Origin of the sequence: Vibrio aquaticus, from assembly GCF_003970385.1 — a bacterium.
GTDB lineage: Bacteria > Pseudomonadota > Gammaproteobacteria > Enterobacterales > Vibrionaceae > Vibrio > Vibrio aquaticus.
This window is the reverse complement of the sequence record NZ_RXZH01000011.1, coordinates 1-16,029: the sequence shown is the minus strand read 5'-3', so window position 1 is coordinate 16,029 and position 16,029 is coordinate 1. Positions and strand designations below refer to the sequence as shown.

Sequence of the window (16,029 nt, the reverse complement as noted above, 5' to 3'; positions counted from 1 at the left end):
TTGAATAGGTTATTCGCTATTTATTTGATCTACTTCGAATGGCAAACGTTTGGCTAAATGATAGAATCCTGCGAATTTTATTTTGTTAGGGCAAGTAACCGCACTTTGCCCTTAACTTGCCATATAAAGGAATAACAATATGAAAAACGCCATTCAAGGTGCCCAAATGCTGTTCGTTGCATTCGGTGCGCTAGTGTTGGTCCCTCTCCTTACCGGGCTCGACCCAAGTGTTGCTTTGTTCGGTGCGGGTGTCGGTACCCTTCTTTTCCAATTTGTTACTCGCCGTACGGTTCCCATTTTCTTAGCGTCTTCTTTCGCGTTTATCGCACCTATTCTTTACGGCGTTCAAACATGGGGTATTCCTGCCACGATGGGCGGACTCATGGCTGCGGGTTTTGTCTACATGGCGATGGGCGCATTGATTAAAGTTCGTGGGGTGGAAATCATCCACAAACTTCTACCACCTGTCGTAGTTGGCCCTGTCATTATGGTGATTGGTCTTGGTCTTGCGCCCGTTGCGGTCAATATGGCTCTAGGCAAAGTTGACGGCGCACAAGTCATCGATGCTGATGCGTCTATGATTATTTCGATTGCTTCTTTGCTTACAACAATCATCCTAAGTGTGTTTGCGAAAGGCTTTTTGAAACTGACGCCGATTTTAGGTGGTATTGTCGTAGGCTACTGCTTAAGCTTGGGTTACGGTATTGTCGACTTTACACCCGTTCAAGAAGCCGCATGGTTTGCACTGCCGAACTTCACCGCACCTGAATTTAACATCAACGCGATTCTATTTATGATCCCGGTTGCGATTGCCCCTGCTGTTGAGCACGTTGGTGACATGCTCGCGATCTCTAATGTGACGGGTAAGAACTACATCAAGAAACCAGGTCTACACCGCACAATTACTGGCGACGGTGTAGCAACGATTGCTGCGTCTATGGTCGGCGCGCCGCCAAATACGACTTACTCAGAAGTCACTGGTGCCGTGATGCTCACGAAAGCTTTTAACCCTGTCATTATGACTTGGGCTGCCGTTACTGCCATTGTACTTGCGCTTGTTGGTAAGCTCGGTGCCGTGCTTCAAACCATCCCTATGCCGGTAATGGGCGGCATTATGATTCTTCTGTTTGGTTCTATTGCAACGGTTGGTTTAAATACGCTAATCAAGAACAACGTTGACCTTCACAAATCACGCAACCTTGTCATTGTTGCAATCACGTTGGTATTTGGTATCGGTGGTATGGCTTTCGGTGTTGGCGAATTCAGCCTACAAGGTGTGAGCCTATGTGGTATTGTCGCTATCTTGCTAAACCTTGTTCTACCAAAAGATTTGGGTGAGAACCACGTCGTGGATAACGCTCAGATGGAAGAAGAAACAAAGTAGTTTCGAGTTTCGAGTTTCGAGTTTCGAAAAATTACGAGGGTTGGTGCTTTGTGCCAACCCTTTTTATTTTCAACACAGGGAACCCTTTAAGTGAGCTGAACGCTGGATGAGATTCCCTACTCGCTCCTTCGTCACTCTATGGAATGACTGAGAATGTTACAGACACAGCTCCGCAAACTGCCCACGAGTCAGCATCGCTAAATCTTGTGGCGCCAGCTCAATCTCCAAACCACGCTTACCCGCACTGACACAGATGGTTTGCTTGTCTTCTGCACTACGGTGAATAAAAGTAGGCAACGCTTTCTTTTGACCTAGCGGACTGATTCCACCAACCACATACCCCGTCGTCTTTTGCGCAATATCTGGATTCGCCATTTCTGCTTTCTTCGCCTTGGCAGCTTTAGCAGCTTGCTTGAGGTTCAGTTTCTGATCAACAGGGATAATCGCTACTGCTAGGTTCTTTGGCTCACCATTTAGGCTGAACAAAAGCGTTTTAAATACTTTGGCCGGATCTTGACCTAACACTTCCGCTGCCTCTAGGCCATAGCTGTCAGCCCTCGGGTCGTGTTCATACTGATGAATGGTATGAGAAATTTTTTTCTTCTTAGCGAGATTAATTGCAGGAGTCATGCTCCCTCCTGATTTCTTTAAGCAAAGGGAATAAAAAAAGCGCCACTCCGAAGAGTCGCGCTTTAGCTTAAAGAGATTTATAAGTTTGAGTCAACTTACTTGTAAACAATCTCACCAGATGGTGCGTATTTGTTAACGTCAATTGGGCTGTTTGCTTCTAGGTACTCTTTAAGTACTTCTGCATCTACGAAGCCAGTATTAACGAAACCAGGGTGGCCAGACAATTTAGGGTAACCGTCACCACCAGCAGCGTTGAAGCTTGGTACAGTGAAACGGTAAGTCTCGTCTAGACGAAGCTGTTTACCGCCGATGAATACGTTAGAGACTTCACCGTTTGCTACCGTCATTGAAATACCAGCAAACTGAGCGTAAGCACCAGAGTCAACAGGCTTAGTTGCAACAACGTTTAGGTAATCCAGAACTTCTTTACCAGACATGTCTGTGTAAGTCAGGATGTTTGCAAATGGTTGTACTGTCAGTACATCTTTGTAAGTGACATCACCCGCTTCAATAGAGTCACGAACACCACCAGAGTTCATTACTGCGAAATCTGCTTGCGCGCGTTCCATATGAGACGTGGCAATTAGACGGCCTAGGTTCGTTTGTTGGAAACGAACAACGTTACGATCACCTTCTAGCTTACCGTTAGTCTCAGAGATCTTAACGTCCAGTTGCGCTTGACCTTGCTCTTGGTAAGGACGTAGGAACTCGAGTAGCGCTTCATCTTGCTTGATTTCGTCTTCAATAAGAACACGTTGTTTCTTACCGTCAATCTTAACTTTCTTCTTCAAGTTTACTGGGATCAGATCGTAGCTTACCATTTCTAGTTCGCCGTTACGGAATTCGTAATCTGCACGACCTACGTATTTACCCCATTCGTGTGCTTGAACAATGTAAGTGCCGTTTTGCAGGTCAGGCTTACATTCGTCAGAAGGCTTGAAGTTTTTCTTAACAACGTTTGGCGCTTCCATACATACTGGCTCTTGAGAGTGACCACCAACGATCATATCTAGCGAGCCTTCGTCTAGGTAACGAGCAAGGGCAACATCACCCGGCGCATTTACACCACGCTGACCATTTTCGTAGTGACCCATGTGAGTTACCGCGAAGATAAGGTCTGGGTTTTCAGTCTTTTCAAGTTCAGCAATCAGTTTCTTTGCTTCTTCTTTCGGGTCACGGAAGTCGATACCACCGATAAACTCTGGGTTACCGATTTTCTGCGTGTCTTCTGTTGTTAGACCGATAACCGCAACTTTGATGCCTTGTAGGTCAAACATCTCGTAAGCCTGGAACATACGCTCGCCAGTCTCTTTGTCATAGATGTTTGCTGATAGCATTGGGAAGTTTGCCCACTCTTTCTGCTTCATTAGCACTTCAAGAGGGTTGTCGAACTCGTGGTTACCTAGTGCCATAGCATCGTAACCAATTTTGCTCATACCTTTGAAATCTGGTTCAGCATCTTGAAGGTCTGACTCTGGAACACCTGTGTTGATGTCACCACCAGAAAGAAGTAGTGAGCTACCACCTTCCGCTGCGATTTCAGCACGCAGTTCGTCAATTAGCGTCTTACGAGCAGCCATGCCGTACTCGCCATATTTATTCTGCCAGAAGCGACCGTGGTGGTCGTTAGTGTGAAGAACTGTCAGCTTGTAAGTTTTATCTGCTTCCCACTCCTGCTGAGGTGCTGTTGCACAACCAGCTAGAGTTGCCAGGATTGCTGCGCTAATTGCGCTTTTTACGATCAGGCCTTGCTTCATTGTCATACCTTTTGAACTTTTTGGGGGTTTCCACTGCTTTTAAAACGACCCTCTATGAATAGACATACGCGAGAAAAAACGCAGTTAGAGAGTAGTAAAACTTGAACTAGTTTAAATTAACCTAAATAACCTGACAGGGTGATTTCATATTTATGTCGGATAGATCACCTTAATCCCATACCAAATGTGTAACAAACCATCAAAATTACACATGAGTTAATAAATGATCACAGGCAAACGTTTTCATGTGCTTTTGAGTGATTTGTGAGTTTGGTTAACCATTCAACAGATTATGATAACGACAGAGAAATTCATCGTAATTTCAATGTCTTATCGTTATGATATAACATAACAAATCAAGTTCGATTCGATTCATTTCGTTTAGCCAAATCATTATATTCAGGCACAAAAAAAGCCGACTCAATGCCGGCTTAAAGATCATTAAATACGCTTATTTGATATCGATCTGGTCGAAGCCTTTGATCAGATCATCTAGGGCTTTCATTTGTGCAAGGAACGGCTCTAGTTTGTCTAGAGGCAGTGCCGATGGTCCGTCACAACGAGCTTGATCTGGGTTCGGGTGCGCTTCAATAAATAGACCAGCAATACCTGTTGCTAGACCTGCTTTAGCAAGCTCTACCGTTTGCTCACGACGGCCGCCTGAAGCCGCGCCTGATGGGTCACGCATCTGAAGAGAGTGCGTTACATCGAAAATGATTGGGCTGCCGTTTGACGCTTTTTTCATCACGCCGAAACCAAGCATATCAACCACTAGGTTATCGTAACCAAGGCATGAGCCGCGCTCACAAAGAATGATATTTTCGTTGCCACATTCACTGAATTTATCAACGATGTTGCCCACTTGGCCTGGGCTCATGAACTGAGGTTTTTTCACGTTGATCACAGCGCCCGTCTTAGCCATTGCTTCAACAAGGTCTGTTTGACGCGCTAGGAATGCTGGTAATTGAATAACGTCTACAACGTCAGCTACTGGCTGAGCTTGCGCTTCAGTGTGCACATCAGTAATGATTTTTACGCCGAACGTGTCTTTCAGTTCTTGGAAGATTTTCATGCCTTCTTCAAGACCTGGACCACGGTAAGAATGAACAGAGCTGCGGTTCGCTTTATCGAAAGACGCCTTGAATACGTAAGGGATACCTAGCTTTTCCGTTACTTTTACGTAGTGCTCACAAATCTGCATTGCAAGATCGCGAGACTCAAGTACGTTCATACCAGCAAACAGCGTGAATGGCTTGTCGTTCGCTACTGGAATATCACCAACGTGAACAATTTTCTGTTCCATTTTCTTCTCTCTATTTTGTCTAACCCAACTCAAATGAGATGGGCTTAATGTAAGGTCACCAGAGTCTGACTCATGGCGTTCACTTGATTCTTTAACAATTCAGCCGCCGGATCATCTGGGCATTGATCGATAAAGAACTGATAATCACTAAGTGCAATTTGATGGCAATCGAGCTGCTGGTAAATAAAGCCACGGTCGCGAATTTCATACGGGTCATCTGGCACAAAGGTTAACGCTAGATCGGTGCACTTTAGAGCCAAAGTATAGCGCTCTTCACGCAGTAGAGCACTTTTCAATAGGGCTAACCAACGTCCTATCACAGTAGGGTTATCCGTCGGCTCTAGATGTTTTGACTCCAATTTAGCAAGCGGGCCTTTATGACCAATCAACCATGCTCGCAAGGTATGTTCAGAGACCAGCTCCCCGTCAAACGGGTTGATATAGATCGGCTTTTCACCATACCACTCTAGCTTAAGTAAAAATTGAGTTGGAAAAGTAACACCTGATAATGGGAAGCCAAGCTTACGGGCAATGAATAACAACACAGCACCAAGGCTGACTGGAATGCCTTTACGATGCTCTAAGACTTGATCAATAAAGCCATTTTCCGAACGGAAATAGCTGTCTCTATCGCCCTGGAACTGCCAGTCGTAATAGAACAAGCGAAGCAGAGCCTCAAATCTCTGCTTTTCATTAATTTCATGAGCGAGCGCCAATTCCGCTTCATTCACCAAACGATCGAGTTCAGCTTGTGCCCAGTCAACTTGTGTGTGAGGGTTGACTGCTTTATTCAATGCCAGAGCGCCTTCGGCAAGCTCCATGGCATCAAAGTCTTCATCAAATAACTCAAGCATGTGGGTTATCAATCCTCATTAACCAAACAACACCGGAACTTTAGTGACCGCGACTTTACCCGCCATTGCAAGCCAGCCTAGCGCGCCAAAAAATGAAAACGTTCTCAGTAGCTTATTTTTACCTAGCTTAAGAGCAAAGAAGCCCAGTGCAATGTACGCCAATACACAGGTGAGCTTTTCAGTTAGCCAAGGTGCGGCAGGTGTAAAAGGAATAAAGCCAGTAATAAACACAAGGCCGACACCCGATAACAGCAAAAAAGTGTCATTGATGTGTGGGAACACTTTGAAAAACTTTTTCTCAAGCAGATTTGAGTTTGCCATCATCATTGCAAATCGAACCGATAGCAGCGTCGCACTAATAGCGATGGTCAATAAATGGAAATGCTTTAAACCTTCGTACATTGTTGTTCTCTCTTACTTCACTGGTGATTTACTTTAATGATAAGTATTGACCGATGGTAACTCGGTCGTTATCGCCATAGTCCTTGTAGGTTGCCACTTGTTCGTAACCAAGTGACTGTAATAATTCTCTTACCGGTTTGCCTTGTTCAAAACCATGTTCGAACATCAACCACCCGCTATCTTCGAGGAAAACTCGCGCTTGTGTGGCGATATGTCGAATATCTGCCAAACCTTTTTCATCAGCAACCAACGCGCTCAAAGGTTCAAAGCGCACATCACCTTGCACCAAGTGCGGATCTTCTTTCTCGATATAAGGCGGATTGGAAACAATCAAAGCAAACTTTGTTCCGCTCGCTAAAGGATCAAACCAGCTCCCAGCTAAAAATTGGGTGTTGTTCAGGTTGAGCGATGTTGCATTAGATTGAGCCAGTTGTTGAGCGTCTTCTTTGAGATCGATTCCGGTGACTTGGCGGTGAGGCAACTCAGATGCGAGTGCCAGAGCAATGGCTCCAGTACCTGTGCCTAAATCAAGAATATCGCCTTGTATATCAACCGCTTTATCTAAGGCGATCTCCACCAGCCTTTCTGTATCAGGGCGAGGGATCAACGTTGAAGGAGAGACTTTTAACGGAAGAGACCAAAATTCGCGTTCACCGGTAATATAAGCGACCGGCTCACCGATAATTCGACGTTGCAACAGCGCATCAAATTGATCAAGCTGAGCGCCGTCGAGTATTTTGTCAGGCCAGGTAAGAAGAAACGAGCGAGGCTTGTCTAGTGCGTGGCAAAGAAGCACCGCCGCATCAAGAGAGGGCGAATCGCTGCCGCTCTCTTGAAGTTGCTGTACGGCCTGCTTTAGTGTGTATTCAACACTGTTTTCAGCCGACATTGGATTAGTGGTTCTCTGCTAGAGCGGCTAGCTGGTCAGCTTGGTGCTCTTGGATAACAGGATCAACCAAGCTTGAAACCTCACCTTCCATCACGTCGTTCAGGCGGTAAATCGTCAAGTTGATGCGGTGATCAGAAACACGACCTTGTGGGTAGTTGTACGTACGAATACGGTCACTACGGTCACCAGAACCTAATAGGTTACGACGCGTATCTGACTCTTCAGCCGCACGTTTCGCTTCTTCAGCTTGGATAATACGTGCAGCAAGAACCGCCATCGCTTTCGCTTTGTTCTTGTGCTGTGAACGCTCGTCCTGACACTCTACTACGGTACCTGTCGGCAAGTGAGTGATACGGATTGCAGAATCCGTGGTGTTAACGTGCTGACCACCCGCGCCTGATGCACGGAATGTATCAATTTTCAGGTCTGCCGCTTTGATCTCTGGAATTTCCGCTTCTGGGATTTCCGCCATTACCGCCACAGTACATGCTGAGGTGTGAACTCGACCTTGAGATTCCGTCGCAGGAACACGCTGTACGCGGTGACCGCCTGATTCAAACTTAAGCACACCATACGCACCATCACCAGAAACTTTAGCGATCATCTCTTTGTAACCGCCGTGCTCGGATTCGTTTGAAGACATCACTTCAACACGCCAGCCTTTCTTCTCTGCGAATTTGCTGTACATACGGAAGAGGTCGCCAGCGAAGATACCCGCTTCATCACCACCCGCACCCGCACGAATTTCTAAGAAACAGTTACGATCATCGTTTGGATCTTTAGGAAGAAGAAGAATTTGAAGCTCATCGTTTAGACGTTCAATCGTCTCTTTTGCTTCTTTGATCTCTTCTTGCGCCATTTCGCGCATTTCTTCATCGTCTTCGTTTGCCATTTCTTCAGCGGCAACGAGGTCTTCCTGAGCTTGTTGGAAAGCTTGGAAACACTTAGTCACTTCCTCAAGCTGCGAGTACTCTTTCGATAGCGCACGGAATTTATCTTGGTCACCAATCACATCAGGGTCGCCAAGTAGGTGTTGAACTTCTTCGTAACGCTCAACCAGGGTTTCTAGCTTAGTTAAAATAGAGGCTTTCATAGTTTTCTTTAACTCAGGGGTTTGATGAAGTCTGTCACTCTTATCACTAAGAGTTGTCCAGACCTAAACTTTGTCTAATGGTCGCTAGCTTGGCTGGCTCACCCTTCTCAGCGGCGCTCTGCAACGCACGAGTAGGAGCATGAATAAGCTTATTCGTCAGCTTATTACTCAATTCTAGCAATACTTTTTCAGCGTCAGCACCAGCGGCAAGAGACTGTAAACTTTTGGCGAGCAGATCTTCACGAATGTCGTTGGCCGTCTGACGGTACTCTCGAATACTGTCCACGGCTTGAAGCGAGCGCATCCAAGACATAAACGCGGCACTTTCTTCCGTCACAATCGCTTCGGCTTGAATCGCTTCGACTTTACGCTGCTCGATGTTGTTATCAATGATCGATTGAAGATCATCAACCGTGTATAAGTAAGCGTCATTAAGCTCACCAACCTGCGACTCGATATCACGCGGCACAGCAATATCGACCAGTAACATAGGTTGGAAGCGTCTCGCTTTTAACGCCGATTCCACCATGCCTTTACCGATAATGGGTAACGGGCTTGCCGTCGAGCTGATCACGATATCGGCTCTAGGAAGGTGCTCTGGAATCTCTGGCAAACCAATAATCTCAGCGCCAAACTGCTCGGCTAAAGGCAACGCTCGTTCTTTGGTTCGGTTAGCCACAATCATCTTAGTACAACCATTGGCCGCTAGGTGTTTTGCTACGAGCTCTATCGTCTCGCCTGCACCGACCAAAAGAACGGTCGATTGTTCTAAGGATTCAAATATATGTTTCGCTAACGTACACGCCGCGTAAGCCACCGAGACTGCGTTTCCACCGATATCAGTTTCAGTCCGAACACGTTTTGCCACTGAGAACGCTTTTTGAAACAGCTTCTCAATCGCAGAGTCCACCGCTTTATGCTCACGGGAATCCGAATACGCTTGCTTCACTTGCCCTAGAATCTGAGGTTCACCGAGCACCAATGAATCCAAACCACAAGACACGCGCATAAGATGGCGAATCGCCGCCTGCTCTTCATGGACGTATAAACTGGGTTTGAGATCTTCAGGGCTGACTTGATGAAATTGGGATAACCACTCGACAATCTTTGTTTTGCTGCCACCTTTTACATCGCAGTAAATCTCGGTGCGGTTACAAGTCGAGACGACAACACTGCCATTTACAACCGGGTTTTCACCAAGCTGTTTCAATGCTTCAGGTAACTTTTCCGGGCCAAAAGCGACTTTTTCACGCAGTTCGACTGAGGCCGTATTATGGTTGATACCTATAGCAAGCAAAGACATGTATCGATGGTTCTCTGAATCAGATATGGACAAATAAGGACGGAATTTTACTTGATGACCCCGTTTAATGAAAGGGGAATCCCGATATGTTTTCTAGAGTTCGTGATTTCAGTGATATAGTAACAGCGAACTTTGGGCAAAATTGGATACTTCTTCGGCAATGATGAAAACTTTTCGTGCATTCTTTTTACTCCTTGTTACTGCTCTATTTTTGCAAGGCTGTGCGTCTATCGAGAGCACAACCAACGTAGAATGGCAAAGTCATCAACAGCGATTGGCACTCATCAAAGATTACCGGGCCGCAGGTAAACTCGGTTATATCGCCCCTCAAGAACGCCAATCCCTTAACTTTCAATGGCAGCATTCCCCTCAAGAGACTCAGCTAAGAATGAGTACTTTCCTGGGCCAAACGGTACTTAACTTAAATGCGACTCCAAGCATCGCTACCGTTGAAACCTATGATGGAAAATCGTTCAGTGCCCCAAATGCTGCTGCGCTGATTAAACAGCTGACTGGATTAAACATCCCTGTAGATCAGCTAAATGACTGGCTACTCGGCCGCCCTACCCTTGCCGATGACTATCAACTGAACCAGACCAACACGTTGGCTTCTTTAACTAAACAGCTAAATAACCAAACATGGACTCTCGATTATCAAAGCTATCAAGATGTCCAACTTTTAGGAGCGCCCCTACCGCTACCCAAAAGACTCAAGCTCACCCAGGGTGATATCTCCATCAACATTGTTATTTCAAAGTGGACGTTCAACGAATGATCTCTGAAACCACAAACTGGCCTTCTCCCGCCAAACTCAACCTATTCCTTTACATCACGGGCCGTCGAGATAATGGCTACCATGAACTGCAAACCCTATTTCAGTTTTTAGATCATGGTGATGATTTAACGATTACTGCCAATACAAGCGGTGAGATTACCCTATCTCCGGAAATTCCTGGTGTTCCGTTAAAAGATAACCTGATCTGGAAAGCAGCCACTGCGCTTCAAGAAAAGTCCCAATGTAAGTACGGCGCTCATATCGATCTTAATAAGATTCTGCCTATGGGTGGCGGCATTGGAGGGGGCTCATCGAATGCCGCTACAACACTGGTTGCATTGAACCACTTATGGGAAACCGACTTAAACGAAGAGGAACTGGCTGAAATCGGCTTAGCTCTTGGCGCGGATGTTCCTGTCTTTACCCGTGGTTTTTCCGCCTTTGCGGAAGGCGTTGGTGAAGAACTGACCCAAGCCGAACCAGAAGAAAAATGGTATCTCGTCGTCAGACCAGATGTATCAATTGCTACCGTAGACATATTCACTCACCCTGAGCTGACTAGAAACACGCCAAAACGCCCGCTAGCCACACTTCTAGAGGGCGATTACGGAAACGATTGCGAAAAAATTGTTCGAATGCTGTACCAAGAGGTTGATAAGCAACTTTCTTGGCTGCTACAATACGCGCCGTCGCGATTGACTGGCACTGGATCGTGCGTTTTTGCTGAATTTTCGAGCAAAAGTAACGCCGAATCAACGCTGGCCGAGCTGCCTGACACAGTCTCCGCTTTTGTTGCACAAGGCAAAAACATTTCGCCTTTGTACGAGAGACTGGCTAAGTATCGCTTAGCCCACACACAATCTATTTAAAACTGGACGCAACCCTGAGGTTTCCACCGTGCCTGATATGAAGCTATTTGCTGGTAACGCTACACCTGAACTAGCCCAACGTATTGCTGATCGTCTATACATCTCTCTTGGTGATGCTACTGTTTCTCGTTTTTCTGATGGCGAAGTCGCTGTTCAAATCAACGAAAACGTACGTGGTAGTGATGTTTTCATCATTCAATCTACTTGTGCACCAACTAACGACAACCTAATGGAACTTGTAGTGATGATTGACGCAATGCGCCGCGCTTCAGCGGGCCGTATTACAGCAGTTATCCCTTACTTTGGTTACGCTCGCCAAGACCGTCGTGTACGTTCTGCTCGTGTGCCAATCACTGCAAAAGTTGTTGCTGACTTCCTTTCTAACGTTGGTGTTGACCGCGTTCTGACTATCGACCTACACGCAGAGCAGATTCAAGGCTTCTTCGATGTACCAGTTGATAACATCTTCGGTACACCAGTTCTTCTTGAAGACATGGCTAACCGTGGCCTAGAGAACCCTGTTGTTGTTTCTCCTGACCTAGGCGGCGTTGTTCGTGCTCGTGCAACCGCTAAAGCACTGGGTGACGTAGATATCGCTATCGTTGATAAGCGTCGTCCACGCGCTAACGTGTCTGAAGTAATGAACCTAATCGGTGATGTTGAAGGTCGTGACTGTGTGATCGTTGATGACATGATCGATACAGGTGGCACTCTATGTAAAGCAGCTGAAGCGCTAAAAGAGCGCGGTGCTAAGCGTGTATTCGCTTACGCAACTCACGCTGTATTCTCAGGTAATGCTGCTCAGAACATTGGTAACTCGGTACTAGACCAAGTTATCGTGACTGACTCGATCACAATGTCTAAAGAAATGGCAGATACTGGCAAGGTCACCACTCTGAGCCTATCTCGCATGCTAGCAGAAGCAATTCGTCGTATTAGCAACGAAGAATCAATCTCTGCAATGTTCAGCTAATCGAACATATTTTAGCAAGAGTTTAGAAAACACCCCACTTTGGGGTGTTTTTTTATTCCTGCAGTTTTGCTAAATAAACCGCATCTCGCCCGATGTGAGATTTGTGTGCTATCATACTGCGCTTTTTGAGATTCCAAGAGAGATCCTAACCTTGAGTCAACAAATTAAATTGCTTGTCGGTCTAGCTAATCCAGGGCCTGAATACGCGAGAACTCGCCATAATGCTGGTGCTTGGGTTGTTGAAGAACTCGCCCGTGTACACAACATCACACTGAAAAACGAAGCGAAGTTTTTTGGTTTGACTGGACGCATCATGGTCAATGGTCAGGATCTTCGTCTGCTTATCCCAACAACGTTCATGAATCTTTCAGGTAAAGCGATTGCTGCTTTAGCAAAGTTTTACCAAATCAAGCCAGAAGAGATCATGGTTGCGCACGATGAGTTAGATTTGCCACCGGGTGTTGCTAAATTTAAGAAAGGTGGTGGCCATGGCGGTCACAACGGCCTTCGCGATACCATAAGCAAACTTGGAAATTGCAAAGATTTCTATCGTCTTCGAATCGGCATTGGCCATCCGGGACACAAAGATAAAGTAGCCGGTTTTGTTTTAGGCAAAGCGCCGGCAAAAGAGCAAGAGCTTCTTGATGCAGCGGCAGATGAATCTGTTCGTTGTTTAGATATCCTGATTAAGGATGGTCTATCAAAAGCACAAAACCGTCTACACACGTTCAAAGCTGAATAAGGTTACTATCATGGGTTTTAAATGTGGCATCGTTGGTCTACCAAACGTAGGTAAATCAACTCTGTTTAACGCACTTACTAAAGCAGGCATCGAAGCAGCAAACTTCCCTTTCTGTACTATCGAACCAAACACAGGCGTAGTCCCTGTGCCAGATCTTCGTCTAGACGCACTGGCGAAAATCGTGAACCCACAGAAAGTACTGCCAACTACGATGGAATTCGTCGACATCGCAGGTCTCGTTGCTGGCGCATCTCGTGGTGAAGGTCTAGGTAACAAATTCCTAGCAAACATCCGTGAAACTGATGCGATCGGTCACGTTGTGCGCTGTTTTGAAAATGAAAACATTGTACACGTAGCAGGTAAAGTATCACCAATCGAAGACATCGAAGTGATCAACCTAGAGCTAGCAATGGCTGACCTTGATGCTTGTGAGCGTGCAATCCAGCGTAACGCTAAGAAAGCGAAAGGCGGCGATAAAGATGCTAAATTTGAACTAACCGTTCTAGAAAAACTGCTTCCAGTACTAACTGAAGGTGGCATGGCGCGCACTGTTGAACTGTCTAAAGAAGAGCTAATCGCTGTTGGTTACCTAAACTTCTTGACGCTAAAGCCAACCATGTACATTGCTAACGTTAATGAAGATGGTTTCGAGAACAACCCGTACCTTGACGCAGTGCGTGAGTACGCTGAAAAAGAAAACAACGTCGTTGTTGCGGTATGTGCAGCAATCGAATCTGAGCTTTCAGAGCTAGATGACGAAGATCGCGAAGAGTTCCTTGCGGACATGGGTATCGAAGAACCAGGCCTAAACCGTGTAATCCGTTCAGGTTATGAACTACTAACTCTGCACACTTACTTCACAGCAGGTGTTAAAGAAGTTCGCGCTTGGACTATTCCTGTCGGTGCAACTGCGCCACAAGCAGCAGGCAAGATCCACACTGACTTTGAAAAAGGCTTCATCCGTGCAGAAGTTGTTGGCTACGATGACTTCATCGAATTCAACGGTGAAAGCGGTGCGAAAGACGCAGGTAAATGGCGTCTAGAAGGTAAAGACTACATCGTAAAAGATGGTGACGTGGTTCACTTCCGCTTCAACGTATAATTTCTATACAAGTCTTTGACTTAAAAGGTCAGCAGTAATGCTGGCCTTTTTGTTATGTCCCGTTTTAGTTTTCACTAAACTCCATTAAGTTGCGTCATTTTGTTATCAGTTTTCGATCATTAACACGCCTCTTTGTTTAAAAAGAAATCGAACAGTCCGTTTATCTCGATTTATTCAAAAAAACTATTGACGGTTTTATTTCAACTACGCATAATGCGCCCCGTTCCCAACAAGACGACAACGAATTGTTGAGAACAAAAACATGGTATGGCTACGTAGCTCAGCTGGTTAGAGCACATCACTCATAATGATGGGGTCACAGGTTCGAATCCCGTCGTAGCCACCATTCCTAAATACTTTCATTGAAAGTGATTAGGAATTGATGCGGAAGTGGCGGAATTGGTAGACGCACCAGATTTAGGTTCTGGCGCCGCAAGGTGTGAGAGTTCAAGTCTCTCCTTCCGCACCATGTTTTATAGCTATTTTAGCTATGCCTGCAGGTCTATCGCCAAGCGGTAAGGCAGCGGCTTTTGATGCCGCCATTCCCTGGTTCGAATCCAGGTAGACCTGCCACTATTTATAGTGTTGAGCCTAATTAAAAAATGGCTTGTCACTAAGAGCGCAACAGTTTATATTGTCTCGCTCACGAGTGGCTACGTAGCTCAGCTGGTTAGAGCACATCACTCATAATGATGGGGTCACAGGTTCGAATCCCGTCGTAGCCACCATTCCTTTTTTAGGAAACAGACATAAAGTTATTAGTTTTTACCAATTAACTAGTAACCATGTAGATTCAAGATGCGGAAGTGGCGGAATTGGTAGACGCACCAGATTTAGGTTCTGGCGCCGCAAGGTGTGAGAGTTCAAGTCTCTCCTTCCGCACCATCTTGACTCAATCTACATAAAAATAATTTGCGGAAGTGGCGGAATTGGTAGACGCACCAGATTTAGGTTCTGGCGCCGCAAGGTGTGAGAGTTCAAGTCTCTCCTTCCGCACCATTATTGAAGTCTCTTTAATTAGAGCACTGCAGGTCTATCGCCAAGCGGTAAGGCAGCGGCTTTTGATGCCGCCATTCCCTGGTTCGAATCCAGGTAGACCTGCCACTATTTAAAGGTTCAGTGGATAAACATCTTTTGATGCCTCGTCTATTGTCCCTGGTTCGGCTCTAAGTAGCCTGCCATATACAACGTCTTATTGATTTTCCAATTATCAGTAATGACTACAAATTGATGCGGAAGTGGCGGAATTGGTAGACGCACCAGATTTAGGTTCTGGCGCCGCAAGGTGTGAGAGTTCAAGTCTCTCCTTCCGCACCATTGGCTACGTAGCTCAGCTGGTTAGAGCACATCACTCATAATGATGGGGTCACAGGTTCGAATCCCGTCGTAGCCACCATTCCTTTCTTGGAATACATACAACGTCTTATCGATTATCCAATTGTCGGTAGTGACTACAAAATTGATGCGGAAGTGGCGGAATTGGTAGACGCACCAGATTTAGGTTCTGGCCGCAAGGTGTGAGAGTTCAAGTCTCTCCTTCCGCACCATTCTTTAAGTCTCTTTAGTTAGAGCACTGCAGGTCTATCGCCAAGCGGTAAGGCAGCGGCTTTTGATGCCGCCATTCCCTGGTTCGAATCCAGGTAGACCTGCCACTACAACGTCGAGTTGATTCTCCAATTATCAGCTATGACTACAAATTGATGCGGAAGTGGCGGAATTGGTAGACGCACCAGATTTAGGTTCTGGCGCCGCAAGGTGTGAGAGTTCAAGTCTCTCCTTCCGCACCATTCTTTAAGTCTCTTTARTTAGAGCACTGCAGGTCTATCGCCAAGCGGTAAGGCAGCGGCTTTTGATGCCGCCATTCCCTGGTTCGAATCCAGGTAGACCTGCCACTATTTAWAGGTTCAGTGGATAWACATCTTTTGATGCCTCATCTATTGTCCCTGGTTCGGC

The 16,029-nt window shown here is 46.0% G+C and carries 14 protein-coding genes and 13 tRNA genes; 19 read left to right on the top strand and 8 right to left on the bottom strand.

Going from position 1 to position 16,029, the window contains the following annotated elements; all coding sequences use genetic code 11:
- The first annotated feature begins 139 nt into the window (after positions 1-139).
- On the top strand, positions 140-1,384 hold the full coding sequence (locus EJ063_RS17680; protein WP_126575635.1) for a uracil-xanthine permease family protein: 1,245 nt from the start codon (positions 140-142) through the stop codon (positions 1,382-1,384).
- A 156-nt stretch (positions 1,385-1,540) separates the two neighbouring features.
- On the opposite strand, the gene ybaK is transcribed toward EJ063_RS17680, so the two are convergent.
- The 8 genes from ybaK to hemA form a co-directional block, all read right to left on the bottom strand.
- Positions 1,541-2,014 carry a Cys-tRNA(Pro) deacylase gene (gene ybaK, locus EJ063_RS17675; RefSeq protein ID WP_126575634.1) on the bottom strand — a complete coding sequence of 158 codons (474 nt, stop codon included), beginning with the start codon at positions 2,012-2,014 and terminating at the stop codon, positions 1,541-1,543.
- A gap of 95 nt (positions 2,015-2,109) precedes the next feature.
- Entirely contained in the window at positions 2,110-3,771 is a 1,662-nt protein-coding gene (ushA, locus tag EJ063_RS17670) for a bifunctional UDP-sugar hydrolase/5'-nucleotidase UshA (RefSeq protein WP_126575633.1), read from the bottom strand.
- Between the two features lie 451 nt (positions 3,772-4,222).
- The gene (gene kdsA, locus EJ063_RS17665; protein ID WP_126575632.1) at positions 4,223-5,074 is read right to left on the bottom strand and encodes a 3-deoxy-8-phosphooctulonate synthase; all 852 of its coding nucleotides are present in this window, start codon (positions 5,072-5,074) and stop codon (positions 4,223-4,225) included.
- Positions 5,075-5,118: 44 nt separating this feature from the next.
- Positions 5,119-5,928 (bottom strand): SirB1 family protein, encoded by an 810-nt coding sequence (locus EJ063_RS17660; RefSeq protein WP_126575631.1) that lies wholly within the window; start codon positions 5,926-5,928, stop codon positions 5,119-5,121.
- Positions 5,929-5,946: 18 nt separating this feature from the next.
- On the bottom strand, positions 5,947-6,330 hold the full coding sequence (locus EJ063_RS17655; RefSeq protein ID WP_126575630.1) for a SirB2 family protein: 384 nt from the start codon (positions 6,328-6,330) through the stop codon (positions 5,947-5,949).
- 28 nt (positions 6,331-6,358) lie between these two features.
- Entirely contained in the window at positions 6,359-7,219 is an 861-nt protein-coding gene (gene prmC / locus EJ063_RS17650) for a peptide chain release factor N(5)-glutamine methyltransferase (RefSeq protein WP_126575629.1), read from the bottom strand.
- A gap of 4 nt (positions 7,220-7,223) precedes the next feature.
- Entirely contained in the window at positions 7,224-8,312 is a 1,089-nt protein-coding gene (gene prfA, locus EJ063_RS17645) for a peptide chain release factor 1 (protein WP_126575628.1), read from the bottom strand.
- A 46-nt stretch (positions 8,313-8,358) separates the two neighbouring features.
- Positions 8,359-9,615 carry a glutamyl-tRNA reductase gene (gene hemA, locus EJ063_RS17640; RefSeq protein WP_126575627.1) on the bottom strand — a complete coding sequence of 419 codons (1,257 nt, stop codon included), beginning with the start codon at positions 9,613-9,615 and terminating at the stop codon, positions 8,359-8,361.
- A 160-nt stretch (positions 9,616-9,775) separates the two neighbouring features.
- Between hemA and lolB the strand changes: the two genes are divergently transcribed.
- The 18 genes from lolB to EJ063_RS17550 all read left to right on the top strand — a co-directional run bounded on the left by lolB (position 9,776) and on the right by EJ063_RS17550 (position 15,968).
- Entirely contained in the window at positions 9,776-10,390 is a 615-nt protein-coding gene (gene lolB, locus EJ063_RS17635; RefSeq protein ID WP_126575626.1) for a lipoprotein insertase outer membrane protein LolB, read from the top strand.
- The gene (ispE, locus tag EJ063_RS17630; protein WP_126575625.1) at positions 10,387-11,259 is read left to right on the top strand and encodes a 4-(cytidine 5'-diphospho)-2-C-methyl-D-erythritol kinase; all 873 of its coding nucleotides are present in this window, start codon (positions 10,387-10,389) and stop codon (positions 11,257-11,259) included. The genes lolB and ispE overlap by 4 nt, the downstream gene beginning before the upstream one ends.
- A gap of 28 nt (positions 11,260-11,287) precedes the next feature.
- Entirely contained in the window at positions 11,288-12,232 is a 945-nt protein-coding gene (locus tag EJ063_RS17625; RefSeq protein WP_126575624.1) for a ribose-phosphate pyrophosphokinase, read from the top strand.
- A 151-nt stretch (positions 12,233-12,383) separates the two neighbouring features.
- Complete coding sequence (gene pth, locus EJ063_RS17620) at positions 12,384-12,974, top strand: aminoacyl-tRNA hydrolase (RefSeq protein WP_126575623.1); 591 nt, start codon at positions 12,384-12,386, stop codon at positions 12,972-12,974.
- Between the two features lie 10 nt (positions 12,975-12,984).
- The gene (gene ychF / locus EJ063_RS17615) at positions 12,985-14,076 is read left to right on the top strand and encodes a redox-regulated ATPase YchF (RefSeq protein ID WP_126575622.1); all 1,092 of its coding nucleotides are present in this window, start codon (positions 12,985-12,987) and stop codon (positions 14,074-14,076) included.
- Between the two features lie 269 nt (positions 14,077-14,345).
- Positions 14,346-14,422: transfer RNA gene (locus EJ063_RS17610), tRNA-Met, on the top strand.
- Between the two features lie 38 nt (positions 14,423-14,460).
- Positions 14,461-14,545 (top strand) — tRNA-Leu (locus tag EJ063_RS17605).
- A 29-nt stretch (positions 14,546-14,574) separates the two neighbouring features.
- Positions 14,575-14,649: transfer RNA gene (locus EJ063_RS17600), tRNA-Gln, on the top strand.
- 78 nt (positions 14,650-14,727) lie between these two features.
- A tRNA-Met gene (locus tag EJ063_RS17595) sits at positions 14,728-14,804 on the top strand.
- Positions 14,805-14,876: 72 nt separating this feature from the next.
- A tRNA-Leu gene (locus EJ063_RS17590) sits at positions 14,877-14,961 on the top strand.
- Between the two features lie 29 nt (positions 14,962-14,990).
- Positions 14,991-15,075: transfer RNA gene (locus EJ063_RS17585), tRNA-Leu, on the top strand.
- Between the two features lie 30 nt (positions 15,076-15,105).
- Positions 15,106-15,180, top strand: a tRNA-Gln gene (locus EJ063_RS17580).
- Between the two features lie 128 nt (positions 15,181-15,308).
- Positions 15,309-15,393, top strand: a tRNA-Leu gene (locus tag EJ063_RS17575).
- Positions 15,394-15,395: 2 nt separating this feature from the next.
- Positions 15,396-15,472 (top strand) — tRNA-Met (locus EJ063_RS17570).
- Positions 15,473-15,540: 68 nt separating this feature from the next.
- A tRNA-Leu gene (locus EJ063_RS17565) sits at positions 15,541-15,623 on the top strand.
- Positions 15,624-15,653: 30 nt separating this feature from the next.
- Positions 15,654-15,728 (top strand) — tRNA-Gln (locus EJ063_RS17560).
- Positions 15,729-15,778: 50 nt separating this feature from the next.
- Positions 15,779-15,863, top strand: a tRNA-Leu gene (locus EJ063_RS17555).
- Positions 15,864-15,893: 30 nt separating this feature from the next.
- Positions 15,894-15,968, top strand: a tRNA-Gln gene (locus EJ063_RS17550).
- Positions 15,969-16,029 lie beyond the last annotated feature (61 nt).